Origin of the sequence: Streptomyces sp. NPDC001668 (genome assembly GCF_042893155.1) — a bacterium.
GTDB lineage: Bacteria > Actinomycetota > Actinomycetes > Streptomycetales > Streptomycetaceae > Streptomyces.
Genome location: NZ_JBIAUQ010000001.1, coordinates 961,474 through 982,317, shown reverse-complemented (window position 1 = coordinate 982,317; position 20,844 = coordinate 961,474). Strand labels below are relative to the sequence as shown.

Genomic DNA, 20,844 nt, shown 5'->3' with positions numbered 1-20,844 from the left:
TGGAGCCCCCAGCTCATCAGGAGCGGCCGGGTGGCACCAGGCAGAAGACAGGCGGAAGTACGGGCGCGAGGGAAGTACGGGCGCAACGAGAGAGCGCTTGTTCTAATTGTCGTGATGACCAGTCATGTGCCTGAACCACCGCGACCCCAGATTCCCTCCGGCGGCACCACCTTCGGGGTGACGCTGCGCTCCCTGCGCCGGGCCGCCCGGCTGACCCTGGAGGAGTTGTCCGAGGCGTCGGGGGTGAGCGTGCGCGCGCTCGGTGACCTGGAGCGCGGTCGCAGCCGGGGGCCGCAGCGCCGTACGGTCGACGCGCTCGCCGCCGCCCTCGGTCTGGACGCCGAGCGGCGCGAGCGGTTGCAGCGGCTGGCCGACGTGGGCCGGGAACGAGCGGGGGCGCCGGCGGCGCCGTATCTGCTGCGGACCGTGCCGGACTTCACCGGCCGGGAGCAGGAGTTGGCGGATCTCCAGGCGCTGGCCACCGGCACGCGCACACGTGCGGCGGTGCTCTTCGGGCCCGGCGGACAGGGCAAGACCACGCTGGCCGCGGAAGCCGTGCGACGACTGAGCGGCTCCTTCCCGGACGGCTGTGTCTGCGTCCAGCTGCACGGTATGAGCGACTCCCCGCTGCCGGCCGCCGAGGCGCTGGTCCTGCTGCTGACGGCCCTCGGCCATCCGTCCGACCGGATCCCGGTGGACCCGGTCGCCCGGGAGGCCGTCTACCGGGCCACGCTCGCCGGCCGCCGGGCGCTGGTCGTCCTGGACGACGCGGCCGACGAGGCCCAGACCAGACCGCTGCTGCCGGACGCCGAGGGCAGCTTCGTGCTGGTCACCAGCAGACGCCCGCTGGCCGGACTCGAAGGCGTACGGCGGATCAGGCTCGGCGGGCTCAGCGGCGGGGAGTCGACGAGGCTGCTGGAGCGGATCCTCGGTGCTCCGCGGACCGACGGACAGTCCGAGGCGGTCACCCGGCTGACCGAGCTGTGCGGCCACCTCCCGCTGGCCCTGCGGATCGTCGGCAACCGCCTCTCCAGCCGCCCGAGTTGGACCCCCGCCCGACTGGTGGACCAACTCGCCGACGAGGAGCGCCGGTTGAGCGGCCTGGTGGCGGGCGACCTGGCCGTACGCAGCGCCCTCGCCCTCTCCTACGGCCAACTCACGCCGTCCCACCGGCTGTTGTTGCGCCGCCTCGCCCTGGTCCCCGGTCACGACACCGGTCCCGACCTGGCCGCGGTCCTGACCGGCGAGGACCCGCTCACCGTCGAGGACTCCCTCGACCTGCTGGTCGACCGCGGCCTGCTGGAGGAGACCGCGCCCGGCCGGTACGCGCTGCACGATCTCGTACGGCTCTTCGCGCGCGAGCGGCTGAGGGACGAGGAGGAGACCGTGGGCGCGGTCCGACTCGGCATGGCCGACTGGCTGTTGCGGTCGGCCTCCGCGGCGGGGCGGCTGTTCGAGGCGCCGGGTGCGCCGGAGCCCTGGCCGGGCGAACCCGGCGCCTTCGCCCCGTCCTCCGCCGACGAGGCGGAGGGGTGGCTCACCGCCGAACGCTCCAACTGGGCGGGCGCCCTGCCCCTGATGTCCGAGGCGGGCCGGCACGCGGAGATCCTGCACACCTCGCGCACCCTGTACTGGTTCTCCGACCGCTGGAGCCCCTGGCCCGAGTGGCGGACCCTCTTCTCCCACGGCGCCCGGTCCGCGGCCGCCCTCGGAGACCGGGCTGCCGAGGCCCACCAGCTCAACTGTCTCGCCTGGGCCCACTCGGTCGGCGCCTTCCGGTACGCGGAGGCCGAGCAACTCGCCCGTCGGGCACTGGAGTTGGCGACCGAGGTCGACGACCTCGAACAGCAGGCCTGGGCGTGGTCGTACATCAGCGGGGCCTGCGGGGGGCTGAATCGGCACGCGGAGGCGGCGGATGCGGCCGCCAGGGCCGCCCGGCTCTTCGAGGCGACCGGCGACTTCGCGGGCAGGGCGGTCTCCCAACGGGTCCTCGGCACCGCGCTGCGCGAGTCCGGCCGGGCCGAGGAGGCGCTGGCCCTGCACCGGGACCTGCTCGGCGCCCGGACCGGGGACGTTCCCGACCTGAACGAGTTCCTCGCGGCCATCCTGCGCTACGAGATCGCCAGCGACCTGCTGGCCCTGGAACGCTGGTCCGAAGCGGCGGACACCTTCCGGTCCGTCGGCTCCCCCTCCACCCACAGCGGCGCCGAGGACCGCCTCAGGGCCCGAGCCCTCCTCGGTCTCGCCACGGCCCTGGAACACTCCGGCGAGCCGACCGAGGCGCGCGAGCACTACACCCGCGCCCGGGCCCTGTTCACGGCGGTAGGCGACGTGGCGGCCGCGAGGGAGGCGACGGCGGGCTCGGCACGCCTCGGGTAGCCGGGCCGGCAGGTGATCAGCAACCGTCAGGTTGATCAGTACGCATCAAGCCCCGTTCTACAACCGCTGGATGATCGTCCCCGTCGCCAGCGCCCCGCCCGCACACATCGTGATGAGCGCGAACTCCTTGTCCGCGCGCTCCAGTTCATGCAGCGCGGTCGTGATGAGCCGGGCCCCGGTCGCCCCCACCGGGTGCCCGAGCGCGATCGCGCCGCCGTTGACGTTGACCTTCTCCAGGTCCTGTTCGAAGACCTGGGCCCAGCTCAACACCACGGACGCGAAGGCCTCGTTGATCTCGACGAGGTCGATGTCCTTCAGGGACATGCCCGCCTTGCCGAGCACCGCGCGGGTGGCGTCGACGGGACCGTCGAGGTGGAAGTGCGGGTCGGCGCCGACCAGTGCCTGCGCCACGATCCGGGCCCGCGGCTTCAGCTTCAGCGCTCGCGCCATCCGCTTCGACGCCCACATGATCGCCGCCGCGCCGTCGCTGATCTGCGAGGAGTTGCCCGCCGTGTGGATCGCCGTCGGCATCACCGGCTTCAGGCCGGCCAGCGCCTCCATGGACGTGTCCCGCAGCCCCTCGTCCCGGTCGACGAGCCGCCACATGCCCTGCCCGGCCCGCTGTTCGTCCTCGGTGGTCGGCACCTGGACCGCGAAGGTCTCCCGCTTGAAGCGCTCCTCGGACCAGGCGACGGCCGCCCGCTCCTGGGAGATCAGCCCGAGCGAGTCGACGTTCTCCCGGGTCAACCCCCGGCGCCGGGCGATCCGTTCGGCCGCCTCGAACTGATTGGGCAGGTCGACGTTCCACTCGTCCGGGAACGGCTTGCCGGGCCCGTGCTTCGAGCCCGAGCCCAGCGGCACCCGGGACATCGCCTCGACACCGCAGCTGATGCCGACGTCGATGACCCCGGCCGCGACCATGTTGGCGACCATGTGGGAGGCCTGCTGCGAGGAGCCGCACTGGCAGTCGACGGTCGTCGCCGCCGTCTCGTACGGCAGCCCGACCGTCAGCCAGGCCGTGCGCGCGGGGTTCATGGACTGCTCGCCGGCGTGGGTGACCGTGCCGCCGACGATCTGTTCCACCGCGTCGGCGGGGATGCCGGCGCGGCCGAGGAGTTCACGGTAGGTCTCGCCCAGCAGATAGGCGGGATGCAGATTGGCGAGCGCGCCGCCGCGCCTGCCGATGGGGGTGCGGACGGCTTCGACGATCACGGGTTCGGCGGCCATGGGTGCGGGTCCTCTCCTCCGAACGGATCCCTGGAACTCCGGAACTAGTACGTGTTCTAGTTAGCGCGTAGCTTGCAGTCTGCGGACGATCCGGCCACCACCGCAAGGGTCTTGCAGGCAATTGGGGCCTCCGCGCCCCTTGCCTCTTGTAGAACCCGTTACTACCGTCACGGCAGCTCTGTTCCTGATGGCCCGTCAGAAAGCTGTCGAACGGCTGGAGTGAGTTGCCGATGACGTGTCCAGCACTCCCCGAGGGGTTCGACTTCACCGACCCCGACCTGCTGCAAAGCCGCGTACCGCTGCCGGAGTTCGCCGAACTGCGCCGGGCCGAACCGGTGCGCTGGATCCCCCAGCCGGGCAATCTCGCCGGCTTCCAGGACGAGGGGTACTGGGCGGTCACCCGGCACGCGGACGTCAAGTACGTCTCCACCCACCCGGAGATCTTCTCGTCGTACCTCAACACGGCGATCATCCGCTTCAACGAACGCATCGAGCGCGACGCGATCGACGCGCAGCGCCTGATCCTGCTCAACATGGACCCGCCGGAACACACCAGGGTCCGCGGGATCGTCCAGCGGGTGTTCACGCCCCGGGCCATCCGCGCCCTGGAGGAACGCCTGCGCAACCGCGCCCACGCGATCGTCGAGAGCGCGCGCGCCCTGCCCGGCGCCTCCTTCGACTTCGTCACCCAGGTCGCCTGCGAACTGCCGCTCCAGGCCATCGCCGAGCTCATCGGCATCCCGCAGGACGACCGGGCGAAGATCTTCGACTGGTCCAACAAGATGATCTCGTACGACGATCCGGAGTACGCGATCAGCGAGCAGGTCGGCCAGGAGTCGGCCATGGAGGTCATCGCCTACGCGATGAACATGGCCGCCGACCGCAAGCAGTGCCCGGCCAAGGACATCGTCACGACCCTGGTGGCGGCGGAGGACGAGGGCAACCTGAACTCCGACGAGTTCGGCTTCTTCGTGCTGATGCTGGCGGTCGCGGGCAACGAGACGACCCGCAACGCCATCACCCACGGCATGCACGCCTTCCTCACCCACCCCGACCAGTGGGAGCTGTACAAGGCCGAGCGTCCCTCGACGGCGGCCGAGGAGATCGTCCGCTGGGCGACCCCCGTCAACGCCTTCCAGCGCACGGCCACCCAGGACACCGAACTCGGCGGCAAGCAGATCAAGAAGGGCGACCGGGTGGGCATCTTCTACGCCGCCGCCAACCACGACCCCGAGGTCTTCGAGAACCCGGACGTCTTCGACATCACCCGCGACCCCAACCCCCACCTCGGCTTCGGCGGCGGAGGCCCGCACTACTGCCTCGGCAAGTCCCTCGCCGTCCTGGAGATCGACCTGATCTTCAACGCCATCGCCGACGCCATGCCGGACCTACGAGCGGCCGGCGACCCCCGCCGCCTGCGCTCGGCATGGATCAACGGCGTCAAGGAGCTCCAGGTAAGGCTCAGTTGAGGCTCTCAGGGGCGCGGGGCCGTACCGTCTTCACCCGCGCCTGTTCCTCATCGGCCTCCGCCGCCACCCGAACCACCCGGGCCCGCGGCCCCTGGAAGACGTACGACAGCCCGAACCCACCGCCGACGACCACCGCACCTCCCACCGCGTCCAGCACCCAGTGGTTACCGGTGGCCACGATCGCCGACACGGTGAAGAACGGGTGCAGCAGCGCGAGCGGCTTCATCCACCACTTCGGGGCGACGATCGCGATGACCACCCCGCACCACAGGGACCACCCGAAGTGCAGCGACGGCATCGCCGCGTACTGGTTGGTCAGCGCGGTGAGCGTCCCGTAGTCCGGCTTGGAGAAGTCCTGCACCCCGTGGACCGTGTCGATCATGCCCAGCGCCGGCATGAGCCGGGGCGGCGCCAGCGGGTAGAGCCAGAAGCCGACGAGGGCCAGCAGGGTCGTGAAGCCCAGTGAGGCCCGTGCCCACCGGTAGTCCACCGGCCGCCGCCAGTACAGGACGGCCAGCACGCCGAGCGGCACCACGAAGTGGAACGACGTGTAGTAGAAGTCGAAGAAGTCCCGCAGCCAGTCGACCTTGACGACCGCGTGGTTGGCCCAGCGCTCGATGTCGATGTGCAGCCACCGCTCCAGATCGAGGATCTGCTGCCCGTGCTTCTCCGCGGTGAACCGTCCGGCCGAGTTGCTGCCGCCGGTCGCCGCGAGTCTGACCTGCTGGTAGGCGGCGTAGGTGACACGAATCAGCAGCAGTTCCAGGAGCAGGTTCGGCCGGGTCAGCACCCGCCGCAGGAATGGCAGCAGCGGTACGTGCCGGAGCCGCGCGGGCACCGGATCGGCGTACCGCGTGGGGATCGGCGTGCGGTAGTACGGCGAGGTCCGCGGCAGGAAGGGGATCACGGTGGCGGCGGCGAGCGCGGCCAGCAGCACCACGTTGTCCCGCAGGGTGTACAGCGCCGAGATGTGCGGCAGCAGCATCGTCGCCGGGAGGGTCATCACCACGACGACGGCCACCGGCCACACATAGCGGTCGGAGGCGCGCTTGCCGACCCGCCCGACGACCGCGAGCAGCACCCACAGCAGCTGGTGCTGCCAGGTGGTCGGCGAGACGGCGATCGCCGCGCAGCCGGTGATCGCGACGGCGAGCAGCAGCTGGCCGTCGCGCGCGTAGCGCACGGCCCGGCGCACGCCCAGCGCGGCGACGGCCGCGCCGAGGACCAGGAAGAGGGAGATCTCCAGCGGCCCCGTCATGCCCAGGCGCAGCAGCAGGCCGTGCAGGGACTGGTTGGCGAGGTCGTCGGCGGCACCGCCGAGGCCGGTTCCGGCGATGTGGTGCACCCAGTAGGTGTACGAGTCGTGCGGCAGCGCGGCCCAGGCGAGCGCGGTGCTCGCGGCGAAGGTCGCGCCGGTGGTCAGGGCGGCCCGGCGGCGGCCGGTGAACCAGAGCAGGGGCGCGAAGAACAGGACCGTGGGCTGGAGGGCGGCGGCGAGCCCGATGAGCAGTCCGGCGACCCGCTCACCGCGTACGGCGAAGCAGCCGACCAGGACCAGCAGGACCGGCATGATGCTGGTCTGGCCCAGGTAGAGCGTGTTGCGCACCGGCAGCGACAGCATGAGGAGGCTGATCGCCACGGGCGCGGCGAGCAGGGAGGTGCGGCGGCCGACCGGCTGGGGCAGGGCGCGGGCGACGACGAGACCGAGCGCGACGACCAGGAGCAGGGTGCCGAAGGTCCAGCCCCAGCCGAGGGCCTGCTCGGCGGCCCGGGTGAGCGGCTTGAGGACGAGTCCCCCGAACGGGGTACCGGTGAACTGCGTCGAGTCGTACAGCGAACCCTTCACGTGCAGGACGCCGTCCGGGCCGACCCAGGTCTCCAGGTCCGTCAGCCGCTCTCCTCTCGGGGTACTGAGGACGACGGCGACCTGTCGGGCGGCGAGGACGGCCGCCACCAGCCACAGGGCGAGCCGGGCCGCGCGCAGCCGCGCCTGAACCTCGGTGGTCCCACCGTGCTCCGCATTCGCCACGCCGCGTGGCCTCCCGTCCCGTTCGTGCCACGGTTTCGCGAGGGGGGACGCAGGCAACCCCCGGTTCACCTGACGTGCGCCCACCTTTTGTCCGAATGACCATAGTCCGCACCCGGGTGCGGTGCCCTGTCAGGGCGCGAGATGGATCACACGCGTGGCGGGAAGAGGCGTCCGTGACCAGGGACGGGGTAGCTGCATAAGGCACGTTTATGTACGGTCCGCGACCGGACTTGCGCTTTACGTAAACCCGGCAAGTCGCCCTATGGTCGTTTTTTGCCCTTGTCCCCGACGAAAGGCAGGCGAGCGAAGTTTTGCCGAGTGCCACCGCCCCCGCTCATCCCGTCCGCACCCCTCGCAGTCCCGACACCCCCGAGGCCATCGCCGTCGACCCGGCCCTCGTGAAGCGCGCCGTGAAGGCCGCCGCGCTGGGCAACGCGATGGAGTGGTTCGACTTCGGTGTCTACAGCTACATCGCCGTCACCCTCGGCAAGGTGTTCTTCCCGTCCGGCAACCCGACCGCCCAGCTCCTGTCCACGTTCGGCGCCTTCGCCGCGGCCTTCCTGGTCCGCCCGCTCGGCGGCCTGGTCTTCGGCCCGCTGGGCGACCGCGTGGGCCGCCAGAAGGTCCTCGCCGTGACCATGATCATGATGGCGGCCGGCACCTTCGCCATCGGCCTGATCCCGTCGTACGCCACGATCGGCGTCGGAGCGCCCCTGCTGCTCCTGCTGGCCCGCCTGGTCCAGGGCTTCTCCACCGGCGGCGAGTACGCGGGCGCGTCCACCTTCATCGCCGAGTACTCCCCCGACAAGAAGCGCGGCTTCCTCGGCAGCTGGCTGGAGTTCGGCACGCTGGCCGGTTACATCGCCGGCGCGGGCCTGGTGACCCTCATGACGGCCCTGCTGTCCACCGAGGACCTGGTGTCCTGGGGCTGGCGGATCCCGTTCCTGATCGCGGGCCCGATGGGCGTCATCGGCCTCTACCTGCGGCTGCGCCTGGAGGAGACCCCCGCGTTCGCGGCCGAGGCCGAGAAGGCCGAGTCGAGCCGCCGCAAGGTCCCCCTGCGCGAGATGATCACCGGCCAGTGGCAGGCACTGCTGCTCTGCGTGGGCCTGGTCCTGGTCTTCAACGTCACCGACTACATGCTGCTGTCGTACATGCCGAGCTATCTGACCAGCGAACTCAAGTACGACGAGACGCACGGTCTGCTGGTCGTGCTCGCCGTGATGGCGCTGATGATGGTCGTGCAGCCCTTCGCGGGCGCCCTGAGCGACCGGATCGGCCGCCGCCCGGTGATCGCCGCGGGTTGCACGGGCTTCCTGCTCCTGTCCGTCCCCGCCCTGCTGCTGATCCGTCAGGGCAGCCTGTTCGCGATCGCCCTCGGCATGGGCGCGCTGGGCCTGCTGCTGGTCTGCTTCACGGCGGCGATGCCGTCCGCCCTCCCGGCCCTGTTCCCGACCCGGGTGCGCTACGGCTCCCTCTCTGTCGGCTTCAACGTCTCGGTGTCCCTCTTCGGCGGCACGACGCCGCTGGTGGTGACCGCGCTGATCGGCGCGACCGGGAACATGATGATGCCCGCCTACTACATGATGGCCGCGGCCGTGATCGGCGGGGTCGCCGTGTGGTTCATGACGGAGTCGGCGGGCCGGCCACTGCCGGGCTCGCCCCCGCAGAAGTAAATCCCTGACACGAGGTGGCGGCGCGACTATATTCGTTAGCGCAACTAGTTAGCGGATCTAACTAGCCTATGAAAGGCACAGGTGCATGAGCGAGTCGCAGTTCTGGGACGACGTCGACGACTACTTCACCACCCACCTCGCGCCCGAAGACGAAGCACTGCAGGCGGCCCTGCGCGACAGCGAGGCCTCCGGTCTGCCGCAGATCGCGATCACCGCACCCCAGGGCAAGCTCCTCCAGCTCCTCGCCCAGATCCAGGGCGCCCGCACGGTCCTGGAACTCGGCACGCTCGGCGGCTACAGCACCATCTGGCTGGCCCGCGCCCTGCCCGCCGACGGCCGCCTGGTCTCGCTGGAGTACGACCCGAAGCACGCCGAGGTCGCGAACCGCAACCTGGCCCGCGCGGGCCTCGACAAGGTCGTCGAGGTGCGCGTCGGCCCCGCCCTGGAGTCCCTGCCCAGGCTGGCCGAGGAGAACCCGCCCCCCTTCGACCTGGTCTTCATCGACGCCGACAAGGCCAACAACCCGCACTACGTGGAGTGGGCGCTCAAGCTCACCGCCGCGGGCAGCCTGATCGTGGTGGACAACGTCGTACGGGGCGGCCGGGTGGCCGACCCCGACAACCCCGCCCCCGACGTCCGGGGAACCCGTACCGCCCTCGAACTGATCGGCCGGCACCCGAAGTTGAGCGCCACCGCGATCCAGACGGTGGGCAGCAAGGGCTACGACGGTTTCGCGCTGGCGCGCGTGCTGCCGTGACCCGGCAGACTCACACCTCGTGGTAGAAGCCGACGTTGACGCTGCGCGGGGCGGTTCGGTCGCGGATGACGATCTCTCCGTTGCCGCCCCGGGGCAGTGTCACCGAGCCGCCGTAGACCAGCGGTTGCGCGTAGGCCCCGGCCACCAGCTGTACCTCGGACGAGGGATCGGGCTGCGAGCCCTGGAGCCAGGTCACCTGCCAGACGCCCTCGGGCCCGCACAGGAACTCCAGGTGCACCCGGGAGACGAACAGCCAGTCGTCGGGGGTCGCGAGCCGGCACACGGACTTGTCCCGGCCCACGCGCAGCACGGTGCCCGGGTCACTGGGCGCGTCGGCCATCTGCATGCCGGCCGTGGCACCCTCCTCCGCCGCGGTGACGACGGCCATGGTGAGTTCGAGCACGTGCGCTCCTCCTGAAAGGTTCCTTGCGCGGCAACCCCGTTGACCTGCCGCCGCCGCATGATAAATCGCCCGGCACGGCGGTGTCCGGCGCAAGACACCCAAGACGGCCTGCCGCCCGAGTCCGGGCGACAGGCCGCTCGTACGCATGCACGACGGGTCAGCTGTGCAGCAGCCGCTCCGTCAGCTCGCGGTAGTCCCGCAGGGCCAGCCGGAGTTGCTCCGTGTCCCCGGAGCTCACCGCCTTGTCCTTGCCGCCGTCGCCGGTCTGCCAGGAGTTGCGCAGGGTGCGCCGACGCTGCTTCACGGCGTCGGCGAACCGGGCGGCGACCTCCTCCAGCACCTGGTCGGCCTCCTCCACGGCGGACCGGGGTTCGTCCACGAACCCGGCCACGGCGTGCTGGAGCCGCGTGCTGAGCTTGTCGCACTCCTCGTGCGGCAACAGCCGGGCTTCGTGGCCGCCTTCATGACCCAGGTGGCCTTCGTGACTCTTGTGGCCCGAGGGTCCGCCGATGCCCGTTCCGACACCGCCGACGCCGTCGGAACCGGAGTCCCGCCGCTGCTCGGTCTCACGGCCGAGACCGGAGGCCCTGTCACGGCCGGCAGTCCGGTCACCGCCGAAGCCGCCCTCGTCACCGGCACCCGGCCCACGCCGCTCGGTGCCGGTCGTGCCCGCCGGGTCCGGATCCGGTGCCTCGGTCCCGGTGGGCGTCACCAGGGGGCTGTGCGAGCCCGCCGGGTCGTTGCCCGTACCCCTGCCGACCTTTCCCTCACCCCGGGCCCCGTCGGCGCCCGGCCTGCTGGTGGCATCCGTCATGTCAGCTCAACTCCCCTTCGCGTGACGCCTGTTGAATGCCCACGGCAGGTGGCCCCGGCTGTCGGTGCGACCGTCGCGGGCCTGGCCCGCGCGCGCGTGGGACTCGTCGGACGGTGTGCGGGACTCCTCGCGGCTGCGCGGCGGTCCGACGAGGTCCTCGAAGAGGGCCCGCGCCTCGACCATGGCGGCGCGCATGTCCTCCGTGTCCGTCCGGCCGTCGCCGTCCTGCCGGGCGTTCGCGCGGGCACCGGCCACCGCGTGCACCCGCCGGTAGCCGTGCACGTGGTGCGCGTGGTGCACGGACAGCGCGTTGAACTGTTCCTCGTACTGCCCACCGCCCGGGAAGCCCCGGGCCTCGGCGAGCTCGGCGAGCAGCCGGTCCGCCTCGGCGACGGCCTCCCGAGGAGAGTCGACGAAGCGTTCCTGGGCGGCCGTCCAGCGGTCCTCGTACCGCTGGCGCTCCGCCGGTTCCAGTGGCTGCTCGCGCAGGGATCCATGCCGCTCCACGCGCTCCGCGAGTTCGCGTTCGGCGGCCTTCTCGTCCCCGTCGTGCCGGGCCACGGCGCGGTCGTATTCGGGCCCGAAGCGTCGCTTCAGGCCCCGGCCGTGCTGCGCGCCCCGGCCACGCAGGGTCAGGACGGCCGCCACAACGAGGACGGCCGCCACGATCACGATCAGAGCGATGATCAGGCCTGTTGACATAACTGCCGGGTTGCCCTGGACAGTTCGTTCAAACCGTCTCCGCATATGTGTACGCGGCAATCAGGCCATACCAGGCCGGTGCGCTGGGCTTGGGCGGGGCGCCTATGGGGGTGCCGGGTGCGGCTGTTGGGCGGATGCGGGTCCGTCGTGGCTGGTCGCGCAGTTCCCCGCGCCCCTGGGTCGGGACGGTGGACGCTCCTCAAGCCGCTGACGGCGCGCAGGGGACGGGGTGGGGGGTGTCCGCCCGCAGCGGCCGGCGTCCGTTACCGAGACCATTTGAAGGGACCGAGCCGCCGGACCGAGGACGGATACCCCCCCCCCCCCCCCCCCCCCCCCCCCCCCCCCCCCCCCGGCCCCGACCCACCCACCGAACCGCACGCGCTACACAAGCCCCCACCGAAGCCGAGCCAGGCCGCCGCAGGCATCTCAGGGGCGCGGGGAACTGCGCAAAACGCCCGCCCCCACCCACCCGCACCCGCACACAACCGACAACCTCACCTCACCCCCACCCCACCATGCGGCTGTTCCCGATCCGACCCGCACAGCTCGTCGTTCAGATCCTTCACCAGCTGGGCGAGATCCGTGGGCCGGTCAGGCCCCCACCAGTCCCCCAACAGCTCCCCCAACGACGCCTCCCGCGCCGCCGCGAGCCGCTCCGCCACCGACCGCCCCGACTCGGTGAGCAGCAGATCGAGCCCCTGCCGCGACGCCAGCCCCCGCTCCTCCACCTGCCGAGCCGCCTCGATGATCGCGCCCAGCGGCACGGACGTGCGCTCGGCGAGCAGCGCCGGCTCCACCCACCCGTACCTCCGCATCCGCAGCACCAGCCAGCTCGACGCGGGCAACAGGTCGTACCCGGCCCGCGCGGTGATCTCCCGGTAGACCTCCCGCCGCCCCTCCCTGGTCCCGAGCACCGACAGCGCCCGGCACACCTCGTCGTACGACGACCGCTCCACCGGGTTGCTGGCCAGCGTCTCGGTCACGTCGGGTGCCGTGACCGACCCCCGCAGCCGGTCCTCCTTGAGGAACCACGCGAGCACGAACCCGAGGAACGCCACGGGCGCCGCGTAGAGGAACACGTCGGTGATCGAGGAGGCGTACGCGTGCAGCGCCTCGGGCCTGAGCGAACCCGGCAGCTCCGCGAGCCCCCGGGAGTCGGCCTCGATCCCCGACACCGAGACGCCGGGCGGCAGTTGGGCCCCGCGCAGGGCCTCGGCCAGCTTGTCGCCGAGCCGGTTCGCGAAGACCGTACCGAAGATGGCGACGCCGAAGGACGCCCCGATGGACCGGAAGAAGGTCGCGCCGGAGGTGGCGACGCCGAGGTCCTCGTAGGAGACGGCGTTCTGCACGATCAGCACCAGCACCTGCATGACCAGCCCGAGTCCCAGCCCGAACACACAGAAGTACAGGCTCATCACCCAGGTGGAACTGCTCTCGTCGAGCCGGTGCAGGAGCAGCAGCCCCAGCGTGGTGACCGCGGTCCCGGCCACCGGGAACACCTTCCAGCGCCCGGTACGGCTGACGATCTGCCCGGAGACGGTCGAGGACAGCAGCAACCCGAACACCATGGGCAGCATGTGCACGCCGGACATGGTCGGTGAGACTCCCTGCACCACCTGGAGGAAGGTGGGCAGATAGGTCATGGCCCCGAACATCGCGAACCCGACGATGAAGCTGATGACGGCGGACAGGGTGAAGGTCCGCACCCGGAACAGCTTCAGCGGCAACACGGGCTCGGCGGCCCGCCGTTCGACCGCCACGAACGCGACCCCCAGCAAAACCCCCAGTACGGCGAGCCCGACGATCTGGGGCGATCCCCACCCCCACGTGTTGCCGCCCAGCGAGGCCACAAGCACCAGACACGTGGCGACGGCCGCGATGAGGAAGGTCCCCAGGTAGTCGATGACATGCTTCGTCGACTTGCGCGGAATCCGCAGCACCACGGCGATCACGGCCAGCGCGACCACGCCGACCGGGAGGTTGACGTAGAACACCCACCGCCAGCTCAGATGCTCGGTGAACAGCCCGCCCAGCAGCGGCCCGAGCACGCTCGTCGCCCCGAACACCGCCCCGAACAGCCCCTGATAGCGCCCGCGTTCGCGCGGCGGGACGAGGTCGCCGACGATCGCCATCGACAGCACCATCAGCCCACCGCCGCCCAGCCCCTGAAGGGCCCGGAAGGCGATCAGCTGGGTCATGTCCTGGGACATGCCGCACAACGCCGACCCGACCAGGAAGATCACGATCGCGGTCTGGAACAGCCGCTTGCGCCCGTACTGGTCACCGAGCTTGCCCCACAGCGGTGTGGCGGCCGTGGACGCCAGCAGATACGCGGTCACCACCCACGACAGATGCTCCATGCCGCCGAGGTCGCTGACGATGGTGGGCAGCGCGGTGGACACGATCGTCTGGTCCAGCGCGGCGAGCAGCATGCCGAGCAGCAGCGCCCCGATCGAGACGAGGACGTTGCCGGACACATGCTGTTCCCGCGTGTCTCGCACATCGTCCGTCATACCGTGCGCATCCGCGGCCATGAAGACCTCCCGGGGCTCTCGTTACAGCTCCATCGTGAACGGTGTGACCAGTTATGGCCTGTTGAGTCCTGTTGGAAGCCGATATTCCGGGGGCTTCCGCACACCGGCTGTGGAGGGGGTCTGCATAATCTCTGGAGTTTGTGAGGGGAGGGACGAACACATGGCGGAGTCGAGCGGTCATCTGTGCCCGGAGTGCGGGGCACCCAGAGGGGCCGACAACACCCCGTCCTGCGGGTGCACCGAGCGCGCGTCGGACGCGCTGCGGGACGCGCGCACGGCGGAGGCGGCCGCGGCGGAGGACTTCGATCCGCTGCGCATACGGCCGTACGTGGAACTGGACGACGAGACCGCGCCGGTGCCGAAGGCGCCCGCGCCGGACGTCACGATGCCGCTGCGGGCCGTGCCTCCCCGGCCGGACCCCACCGACCTGAGCCTGTTCGAGGCGACCGGGACCCCGTCCGCCCCCGACGAGACCCGCGGCGACCGCCCGCGCCGGACCCGGCGCCGTACGGTCCTCCTCGCCACCGCCGGGGCGGCCGTGGCCGTGGTCGCCGCGGCGGGCCTGGCCAGCGGGCTGTTCGCGTACGAGCCGCCGTCGCGGGACCGGGCGGCACCGCAGGACGTGCGTCCGGCCGTCCCGGACGCCCCGACGACCGTGCCGTCAGCGTCCCCGTCCACCGCCACGACGTCCCTACGGCCGTCCTCCGCGCCCCCGTCCGCCCCGGCGAGTGCGAGCCGGTCGGCGTCACCGTCCCCGTCCCCGTCGCAATCCAGCGCCGTGCCGAGCCCTTCATCGCCGTCCGCGCCGCCGCCCACCCCGACGGCCTCCGGCGGCGCCGCGGACGACAAGGCGAGCGATGCGGACGCGGCCCGCGAGGCGGCGCCACCGGTGCTGCGGCGCGGGTCCGAGGGGCCGGAGGTGGTCGAGCTCGAACTGCGGCTCACCCAGCTGGGCCTGTACACGCGGAAGGCGAGCGGGCACTACAACGAGGGCGTCGAGGACGCGGTGAGCCGCTATCAGTGGGCTCGCGGGGTCCAGCCGACGGAGTACGGGGTGTACGACCTGGTGACCCGGCAGCGGCTGGAGTCGGAGACGGCCGAGCCCTAGGTCTTTTCTCGGGCGCGGCCCCGGTGGGGGCCGGCCGCGCGGTTCCCCGCGCCCCTGAAGGCTCTTACCTCACGTGGATCCGCAGCGTGCCGTCTTCCTGCGCTTCCACCTTCACCTGCGTCAGGTCGTTCACCGCCACATCCGGGCCGTGCAGACCTGCCCGCGGGCCGATCCCCACCACGCGCATCCCCGCCGCCTTCCCGGCGGCGATCCCGGCCCCCGAGTCCTCGAAGACCACGCAGTCCGCCGGGACCACGCCCAGCTCCGCCGCGCCCTTGAGGAACCCCTCGGGGTCCGGCTTGCTGGCGCCGACCGACTCGGCGGTGACCCGGACAGCGGGCAGCTCAAGCCCCGCCGCGGCCATCCGGGCCGCGGACAGCGGGACGTCGGCCGAGGTGACCAGCGCGTGCGGCAGTCCCGCCAGGGACGCCAGGAACTCCGGCGCCCCCGGTATCGCCACCACGCCGTCCACGTCCGCGGTCTCCTCCGCGAGCATGCGCTCGTTGTCCGCGAGGTTCAGCTCCACGGGCCGGTCCGGCAGCAGGGCGGCCATCGTGGCATGGCCCTGGCGGCCGTGGGCGACCTTCATGACCTCGTCGGCGTCGAGGCCGTGCCGGTCGGCCCAGCGGCGCCAGATGCGTTCCACGACCGCGTCGGAGTTGACGAGGGTGCCGTCCATGTCGAGCAGGAGGGCGCGGGCCGTGAGCACGGTGGGGGCGGCGGTGGCCGTCATCGGCAGCTCCAAGCGCAGAAGGAAGAGACAAGGCGGCCCCGCCCGCCGGTCAGGGAAAACGGGCGGAGGCCACTTTGTTTCTCTACGGTACAAAACCGGGACGGTTCCCGCCACCGCCTCCCGGGAACCGCCCGGCACCGTTCACCCGCCGTTCAGCTCGCCAGGACACGGCCGCACCCCGTCAGGACACGGCCTCGAAGAGGCTCCACACCCCGAGGCCGAGCATCAGCAGCGCCGCGACCTTGGTGATGAGCTTCAGCGGGACCCGCTTCATCAGGGCCTTTCCGCCGACGATGCCGAGTCCGGCCACCGCCCACAGCGCGAGCACCGCACCGAGACCGACGGAGAGCGGGTCGTCGTAACGGGCCGCGAGGTTGGCCGTCATGATCTGGGTCAGGTCCCCGAACTCCGCGACCAGGATGAGCATGAACCCGGCCCCGGCGACCTTCCAGAAGGACTGGTCCGCCGGGTCGCGGATCTCCTCGTCATCGTCGTCCTTCTTCAGGAGCAGTACGGCCGCGCCCCCCAGGAAGAGCACGCCTGTCACCGCCTGCACGATCTGCTGCGGCAGCAGGGTCAGCACACTGCCGGCGGCGACGGCGAGCGCGACATGCAGCGCGAAGGCGGCGGCCACGCCGGCGAAGACGTAGGAAGCGCGGTAGCGGGTGCCGAGGACGAGGCCGGCGAGCGCGGTCTTGTCGGGCAGTTCGGCGAGGAAGACGACGCCGAAGACGACGGCCGTCACGGTCAAGCTGATCAAGGGTCCTCAATCGGTCGGGGCCGCCCCACCGAGAGTGTTCCTGCGAAACGACGCCTCGGCACGGCAGCACACAGTCAGTGCACTACTGGCCGAAGGTCTCGCTGGCCGGTCCTGAAGACCTGCCTCCGGGCGCCGGCTCAGACGAGCTGAGCAGTATGTCGACGGTCCGGCGAAGAGCTACTCCCCTTCAACGCGATCCATCGTACGTGATCGTTTCGTCGTAAACCTTGTCGTGTCATGTACACGTCACTAACTTCTCATCGAACGCACATCTCCCCGCAACACGGAGCCGCGAGCATTCAACCGCTCGCGCTCCAACACCCCCGTCCCCCAAGGGAGTTCGCATGCCGAAGTTCTACGCGCGTCGACGGCTCAGCATACTCGGCGCGCTCACCGCGCTCATAGCCTCCGTCGCGGTCCTCAACGGCCCGACCGCCTCCGCCGCCCTCCCCACCCCGGTCAGCGCGGCCACCGCCCGCACCTACCTCGCCTCGCTCACCGTGGCGACCGAGAACCGCACCGGCTACGACCGGGACCTGTTCCCGACGTGGATCACCATCAGCGGCACCTGCAACACGCGCGAGTACATCCTCAAGCGGGACGGTTCCAACGTCGTCACCGACTCCGCCTGCGCCGCCACCAGCGGCAGCTGGTACTCCCCCTACGACGGCGCCACCTGGACCGCCGCCTCCGACCTGGACATCGACCACCTGGTCCCGCTCGCCGAGGCCTGGGACTCCGGCGCCAGCGCCTGGACCACGGCCCGCCGCCAGTCCTTCGCCAACGACGTCACCCGCCCGCAGCTCATCGCGGTGACGGACAACGTGAACCAGTCCAAGGGCGACCAGGACCCGGCCACCTGGATGCCGTCGGTCACCTCGTACCGCTGCACCTACGTCCGCGCCTGGGTGCAGGTGAAGTACTACTACGGCCTCTCCGTCGACTCCGCGGAGAAGACCGCGCTCACGAACTACCTCGCCAACTGCTGACGATTCGGTGCCGGAACCTCCCCGCCAGGCTCCGTCGTTCCGTACCGTACGGGGCGACGGAGGAGGATCACGTGGCTGATCTGCGGGTGGGACCACTGCTCAGGTACGTAGACGGCTCGTCGGCGACCGTCTGGGTCGAGACGAGCCGTCCGTGCACCGCCGAGGTGCGCTGCTCGGACGGCACCGGTGGTGAGACCCCCACCTTCCAGATCGCGGGCCACTACTACGCCCTCGTCCCGGTCGACGGCCTCACCCCGGGCACCGAGCGGTCGTACGAGGTGTTCCTGGACGGCACGCGCGTGTGGCCGCTGCCGGACTCGCCCTTCCCGCCCTCCCTGATCCGTACGACCACCGAGGAGGAGGCCATCCGCGTCGCCTTCGGCTCCTGCCGCTGGGCCGCGCCGCCGGAGGGCGAGAAGGACCCCGTCGGCCCCGACGCCCTGGACACCCTCGCGGCCCGCATCGCCGCCGAGCCGGAGGGCGAACGTCCGGACGTCCTCCTGCTGATCGGCGACCAGGTCTACGCCGACGAGACCTCCCGGGCCACGCAGGACTGGCTGGCCCGACGCCGCGATCTGAGCGACCCGCCGGGCGACCAGGTGGCGGACTACGAGGAGTACACCCACCTCTATTACGAGTCCTGGCTCGACCCCGAGGTGCGCTGGCTGCTGTCGACCGTGCCCAGTTGCATGATCTTCGACGACCACGACGTCATCGACGACTGGAACACCTCGGCGTCCTGGCTCGAGGACATGCGTGCCGTCTCGTGGTGGCGGGAGCGCCTGCTGAGCGGGCTGATGTCGTACTGGGTCTACCAGCACCTCGGCAACCTCCCGCCGGCCGAGCTGGCCGCCGACCCGCTCTACGCCGCCGTACGCCAGACCCCGGACGGCACCGACGAGTTGCGCGCCTTCGCCTGCCGGGCCGACGCCGACGCGACCTCCGCGCGCTGGAGCTACCGGCGCGACTTCGGGCGGGTGCGGCTGCTCATGGTGGACTCCCGCGCGGCCCGCGTCCTCGACGAGGACAGCCGGTCGATGCTGGACCCCGGCGAGGCCGCCTGGCTGCGCGAGCAGGCGCTGGAGGAGCGCTCCTCCTACGACCACCTCCTGATCGGCACCTCGCTGCCCTGGCTGCTGCCGCACCTGGTGCACGACGCCGAGGCGTGGGACGCGGCGCTGTGCCGAGGGGACCGCGGGGCGCGCTGGGCCCGGTTCGGGGAGGATCTGCGGCGCAAGGCGGACCTGGAGCACTGGGCGGCGTTCCCGGACTCCTTCACGGCGCTGGCCGACCTGATCGCCGAGGTGGGGTCGGGTCCCGAGGCGCCGGCGACGGTGCTGGTGCTGTCGGGGGACGTGCACCACGCGTACGTGGCCGAGCCGAAGTGGCACACCGGCGGCCCGGACGCCCGCGTCCTCCAGCTGACCTGCTCCCCCGTCCACAACTCCGTGCCCCGCTGGATCCGGTTCGGCTTCCGCTTCGGCTGGAGCGCTACGGCACGGGCGCTGGGGCGGGCGCTCGCCCGGCACGGGGGCTGCGCGCGACCGCCGGTGTCCTGGCGGCACACCGGCGGCCCCTGGTTCGGCAACCAGCTCATGACGCTGACGCTGACCGGGCGTTCGGCACGGCTGCGGCTGGACCAGGCTCGGGAGTCGGGCGAGAGCGGGACCCGGCTGGTGACCGTCTCGGAGTCCGTACTCACCGGGGAGACCGGCCGCGAGGCGCCCCAGGTCGCCCGGTAGCGGATTCGGACACGCTTTCGGTCGCCGGTGCGGCGGTGAAAGCTGTTTCTACGTGCGGCTGAGGGTGAAACGGAAGGGACAGCGGAGGCAAACCGGTGGCTAAATGTTGAACTTGTAAGCATTGGTCGGGGACACCTAGCGTGGATGACTCACTCGGTTCCATTCCCCCTGGGGCGACCCCCCTGCGGGACCGACCCGACCGAAGGAGTCCCCCACATGACCGGACGCCTGAACAGCGCCCAGCCATACGCCCTCGGCCTGTACCGCATCGTCGTCGGCCTGCTCTTCCTCTGTCATGGCGCAGCCTCCCTCTTCGGAGTCCTCGGCGGTGCACCCGGCACCGGCGGCGGCACCCTCGAAGCGGGCACCTGGCCCGGCTGGTACGCGGCCGTGATCCAACTCGTCTGCGGCAGCCTCGTACTGCTCGGCCTGGGCACGCGCGCCGCCGCGTTACTCGCGGCGGGATCCATGGCGTACGCGTACTTCAAGGTCCACCAGCCCATGGCCCTGTGGCCCATCGAGAACGGCGGTGAGGCCGCGGCGATGTTCTCCTGGGCCTTCCTGCTGCTGGTCTTCACCGGGTCCGGCGCGTTCGGCCTGGACCGGCTGTTCGCGAAGCGCTCGACCGAGGAACGCAAGCGCGCGGCGGAGCCTGTGGCCGTCTGAGGCGTTTCTGTACGGTGCCCTCCCCCGCTCCCTGGGGGAGGGCACCGGGCGCGTTCCGGCGACCCGGCAGCCGGGTGAACATGCCGCGTTCATCTCATGCGCCCCCCGTGAATCTCCTGTCACTGCCCGCGCGTACGCTGTATGGCTGTCTACGGGGGAATCACGGGGAGTCGCGGTGTTGGAGAGTCTGGGGTCACTGACCGGCAGTCCATGGATCTACGCCATGGTCGCGCTGTCGGTGCTCCTCGATGTGTTCGTGCCGTTGCTGCCCAGCGGGGTGCTCGTCATCACCGCCGCGACGGCCGCGGCGGCGGGCAGCGCGGCAGCGGGCGGCGCGGCGACCGGCAAGGTCCCCGACGTGATGGCCCTGATCCTGTGCGCGACGACCGCCTCCGTCCTCGGTGACCTGGCGGCGTACCGCCTCGCCTTCCGGGGCGGTGAGCGACTCGACCGCGCGATCGCGCGATCCCGGCGTCTCACGACGGCGCAGGAACGTCTCGGCGACGCGCTGTCCGCGGGCGGCGGGGCCCTGGTGGTCCTCGCCCGCTTCGCACCCGCCGGCCGCTCGGTCGTCTCCCTCCTGGCCGGCACCGCCCATCGCCGAGCCCGCGACTTCCTCCCCTGGTCCGCCCTCGCGGGCCTGTCCTGGGCCGCGTACAGCGTGGCCCTCGGCTATTTCGGCGCGCACTGGCTGGGGGCGACCTGGCTGGCGACGGGGGTGTCGGTGGCGGCACTGTTCGGGGCGGGGGCGGGGGCGGCGTATGTCATGCAACGGCGCCCGGAGCAGGCGGGGGCGCGCTGAGGGGACGGGACGCAGGCGGCGCTGTCCGGGCCGAGGGTGACAGCGGCACGCTGT

The 20,844-nt window shown here is 71.4% G+C and carries 17 protein-coding genes; 9 read left to right on the top strand and 8 right to left on the bottom strand.

The features are described from left to right. Positions 1-114: 114 nt before the first annotated feature. Positions 115-2,379 (top strand): ATP-binding protein, encoded by a 2,265-nt coding sequence (locus tag ACFYZ8_RS04400; RefSeq protein ID WP_388535751.1) that lies wholly within the window; start codon positions 115-117, stop codon positions 2,377-2,379. 57 nt (positions 2,380-2,436) lie between these two features. Here the strand turns inward: ACFYZ8_RS04400 and ACFYZ8_RS04395 are convergent, their stop codons facing one another. Next, positions 2,437-3,606 carry a steroid 3-ketoacyl-CoA thiolase gene (locus ACFYZ8_RS04395; RefSeq protein WP_359032527.1) on the bottom strand — a complete coding sequence of 390 codons (1,170 nt, stop codon included), beginning with the start codon at positions 3,604-3,606 and terminating at the stop codon, positions 2,437-2,439. A gap of 230 nt (positions 3,607-3,836) precedes the next feature. On the opposite strand from ACFYZ8_RS04395, the gene ACFYZ8_RS04390 reads away from it, so the two are divergent. Next, positions 3,837-5,075, top strand: coding sequence for a cytochrome P450 (locus tag ACFYZ8_RS04390; protein WP_388535753.1), 1,239 nt, complete (start codon positions 3,837-3,839; stop codon positions 5,073-5,075). Here ACFYZ8_RS04390 and ACFYZ8_RS04385 read toward each other — a convergent pair. Further along, entirely contained in the window at positions 5,068-7,104 is a 2,037-nt protein-coding gene (locus tag ACFYZ8_RS04385) for a bifunctional glycosyltransferase 87/phosphatase PAP2 family protein (RefSeq protein WP_388535756.1), read from the bottom strand. The genes ACFYZ8_RS04390 and ACFYZ8_RS04385 overlap by 8 nt on opposite strands. A gap of 311 nt (positions 7,105-7,415) precedes the next feature. On the opposite strand from ACFYZ8_RS04385, the gene proP reads away from it, so the two are divergent. After that, positions 7,416-8,780: a glycine betaine/L-proline transporter ProP gene (gene proP, locus ACFYZ8_RS04380; RefSeq protein ID WP_359032533.1), complete on the top strand. Its 1,365-nt coding sequence runs from the start codon at positions 7,416-7,418 to the stop codon at positions 8,778-8,780. Positions 8,781-8,865: 85 nt separating this feature from the next. Beyond that, entirely contained in the window at positions 8,866-9,537 is a 672-nt protein-coding gene (locus ACFYZ8_RS04375; RefSeq protein ID WP_359032535.1) for an O-methyltransferase, read from the top strand. Between the two features lie 10 nt (positions 9,538-9,547). Here ACFYZ8_RS04375 and ACFYZ8_RS04370 read toward each other — a convergent pair whose 3' ends face one another. The 4 genes from ACFYZ8_RS04370 to ACFYZ8_RS04355 all read right to left on the bottom strand — a co-directional run bounded on the left by ACFYZ8_RS04370 (position 9,548) and on the right by ACFYZ8_RS04355 (position 13,990). Next, the gene (locus ACFYZ8_RS04370; RefSeq protein ID WP_020116060.1) at positions 9,548-9,940 is read right to left on the bottom strand and encodes a hypothetical protein; all 393 of its coding nucleotides are present in this window, start codon (positions 9,938-9,940) and stop codon (positions 9,548-9,550) included. A gap of 157 nt (positions 9,941-10,097) precedes the next feature. Continuing rightward, the gene (locus ACFYZ8_RS04365; RefSeq protein ID WP_388535759.1) at positions 10,098-10,754 is read right to left on the bottom strand and encodes a hypothetical protein; all 657 of its coding nucleotides are present in this window, start codon (positions 10,752-10,754) and stop codon (positions 10,098-10,100) included. Positions 10,755-10,760: 6 nt separating this feature from the next. Beyond that, on the bottom strand, positions 10,761-11,456 hold the full coding sequence (locus ACFYZ8_RS04360) for a hypothetical protein (protein ID WP_359032539.1): 696 nt from the start codon (positions 11,454-11,456) through the stop codon (positions 10,761-10,763). Positions 11,457-11,950: 494 nt separating this feature from the next. After that, complete coding sequence (locus ACFYZ8_RS04355) at positions 11,951-13,990, bottom strand: MDR family MFS transporter (RefSeq protein ID WP_359032541.1); 2,040 nt, start codon at positions 13,988-13,990, stop codon at positions 11,951-11,953. A gap of 160 nt (positions 13,991-14,150) precedes the next feature. Here ACFYZ8_RS04355 and ACFYZ8_RS04350 point away from each other — a divergent pair, with 160 nt between their 5' ends. Beyond that, the gene (locus ACFYZ8_RS04350) at positions 14,151-15,098 is read left to right on the top strand and encodes a peptidoglycan-binding domain-containing protein (protein WP_388538406.1); all 948 of its coding nucleotides are present in this window, start codon (positions 14,151-14,153) and stop codon (positions 15,096-15,098) included. A 64-nt stretch (positions 15,099-15,162) separates the two neighbouring features. On the opposite strand, the gene ACFYZ8_RS04345 is transcribed toward ACFYZ8_RS04350, so the two are convergent. Then, positions 15,163-15,831, bottom strand: coding sequence for an HAD-IA family hydrolase (locus ACFYZ8_RS04345; protein WP_388538408.1), 669 nt, complete (start codon positions 15,829-15,831; stop codon positions 15,163-15,165). Between the two features lie 181 nt (positions 15,832-16,012). Beyond that, the gene (locus ACFYZ8_RS04340; RefSeq protein WP_359032547.1) at positions 16,013-16,591 is read right to left on the bottom strand and encodes a TMEM165/GDT1 family protein; all 579 of its coding nucleotides are present in this window, start codon (positions 16,589-16,591) and stop codon (positions 16,013-16,015) included. Positions 16,592-16,935: 344 nt separating this feature from the next. Here ACFYZ8_RS04340 and ACFYZ8_RS04335 point away from each other — a divergent pair, with 344 nt between their 5' ends. The 4 genes from ACFYZ8_RS04335 to ACFYZ8_RS04320 all read left to right on the top strand — a co-directional run bounded on the left by ACFYZ8_RS04335 (position 16,936) and on the right by ACFYZ8_RS04320 (position 20,790). Beyond that, positions 16,936-17,580, top strand: a complete 645-nt coding sequence (locus tag ACFYZ8_RS04335; protein WP_359032549.1) for an HNH endonuclease family protein — start codon at positions 16,936-16,938, stop codon at positions 17,578-17,580. 71 nt (positions 17,581-17,651) lie between these two features. Further along, positions 17,652-19,322 (top strand): alkaline phosphatase D family protein, encoded by a 1,671-nt coding sequence (locus ACFYZ8_RS04330; protein WP_388538410.1) that lies wholly within the window; start codon positions 17,652-17,654, stop codon positions 19,320-19,322. A 216-nt stretch (positions 19,323-19,538) separates the two neighbouring features. Continuing rightward, positions 19,539-19,988, top strand: a complete 450-nt coding sequence (locus ACFYZ8_RS04325; RefSeq protein ID WP_359032553.1) for a DoxX family protein — start codon at positions 19,539-19,541, stop codon at positions 19,986-19,988. 175 nt (positions 19,989-20,163) lie between these two features. Continuing rightward, positions 20,164-20,790, top strand: coding sequence for a VTT domain-containing protein (locus tag ACFYZ8_RS04320; RefSeq protein WP_359032555.1), 627 nt, complete (start codon positions 20,164-20,166; stop codon positions 20,788-20,790). The last annotated feature ends 54 nt before the right edge of the window (positions 20,791-20,844 follow it).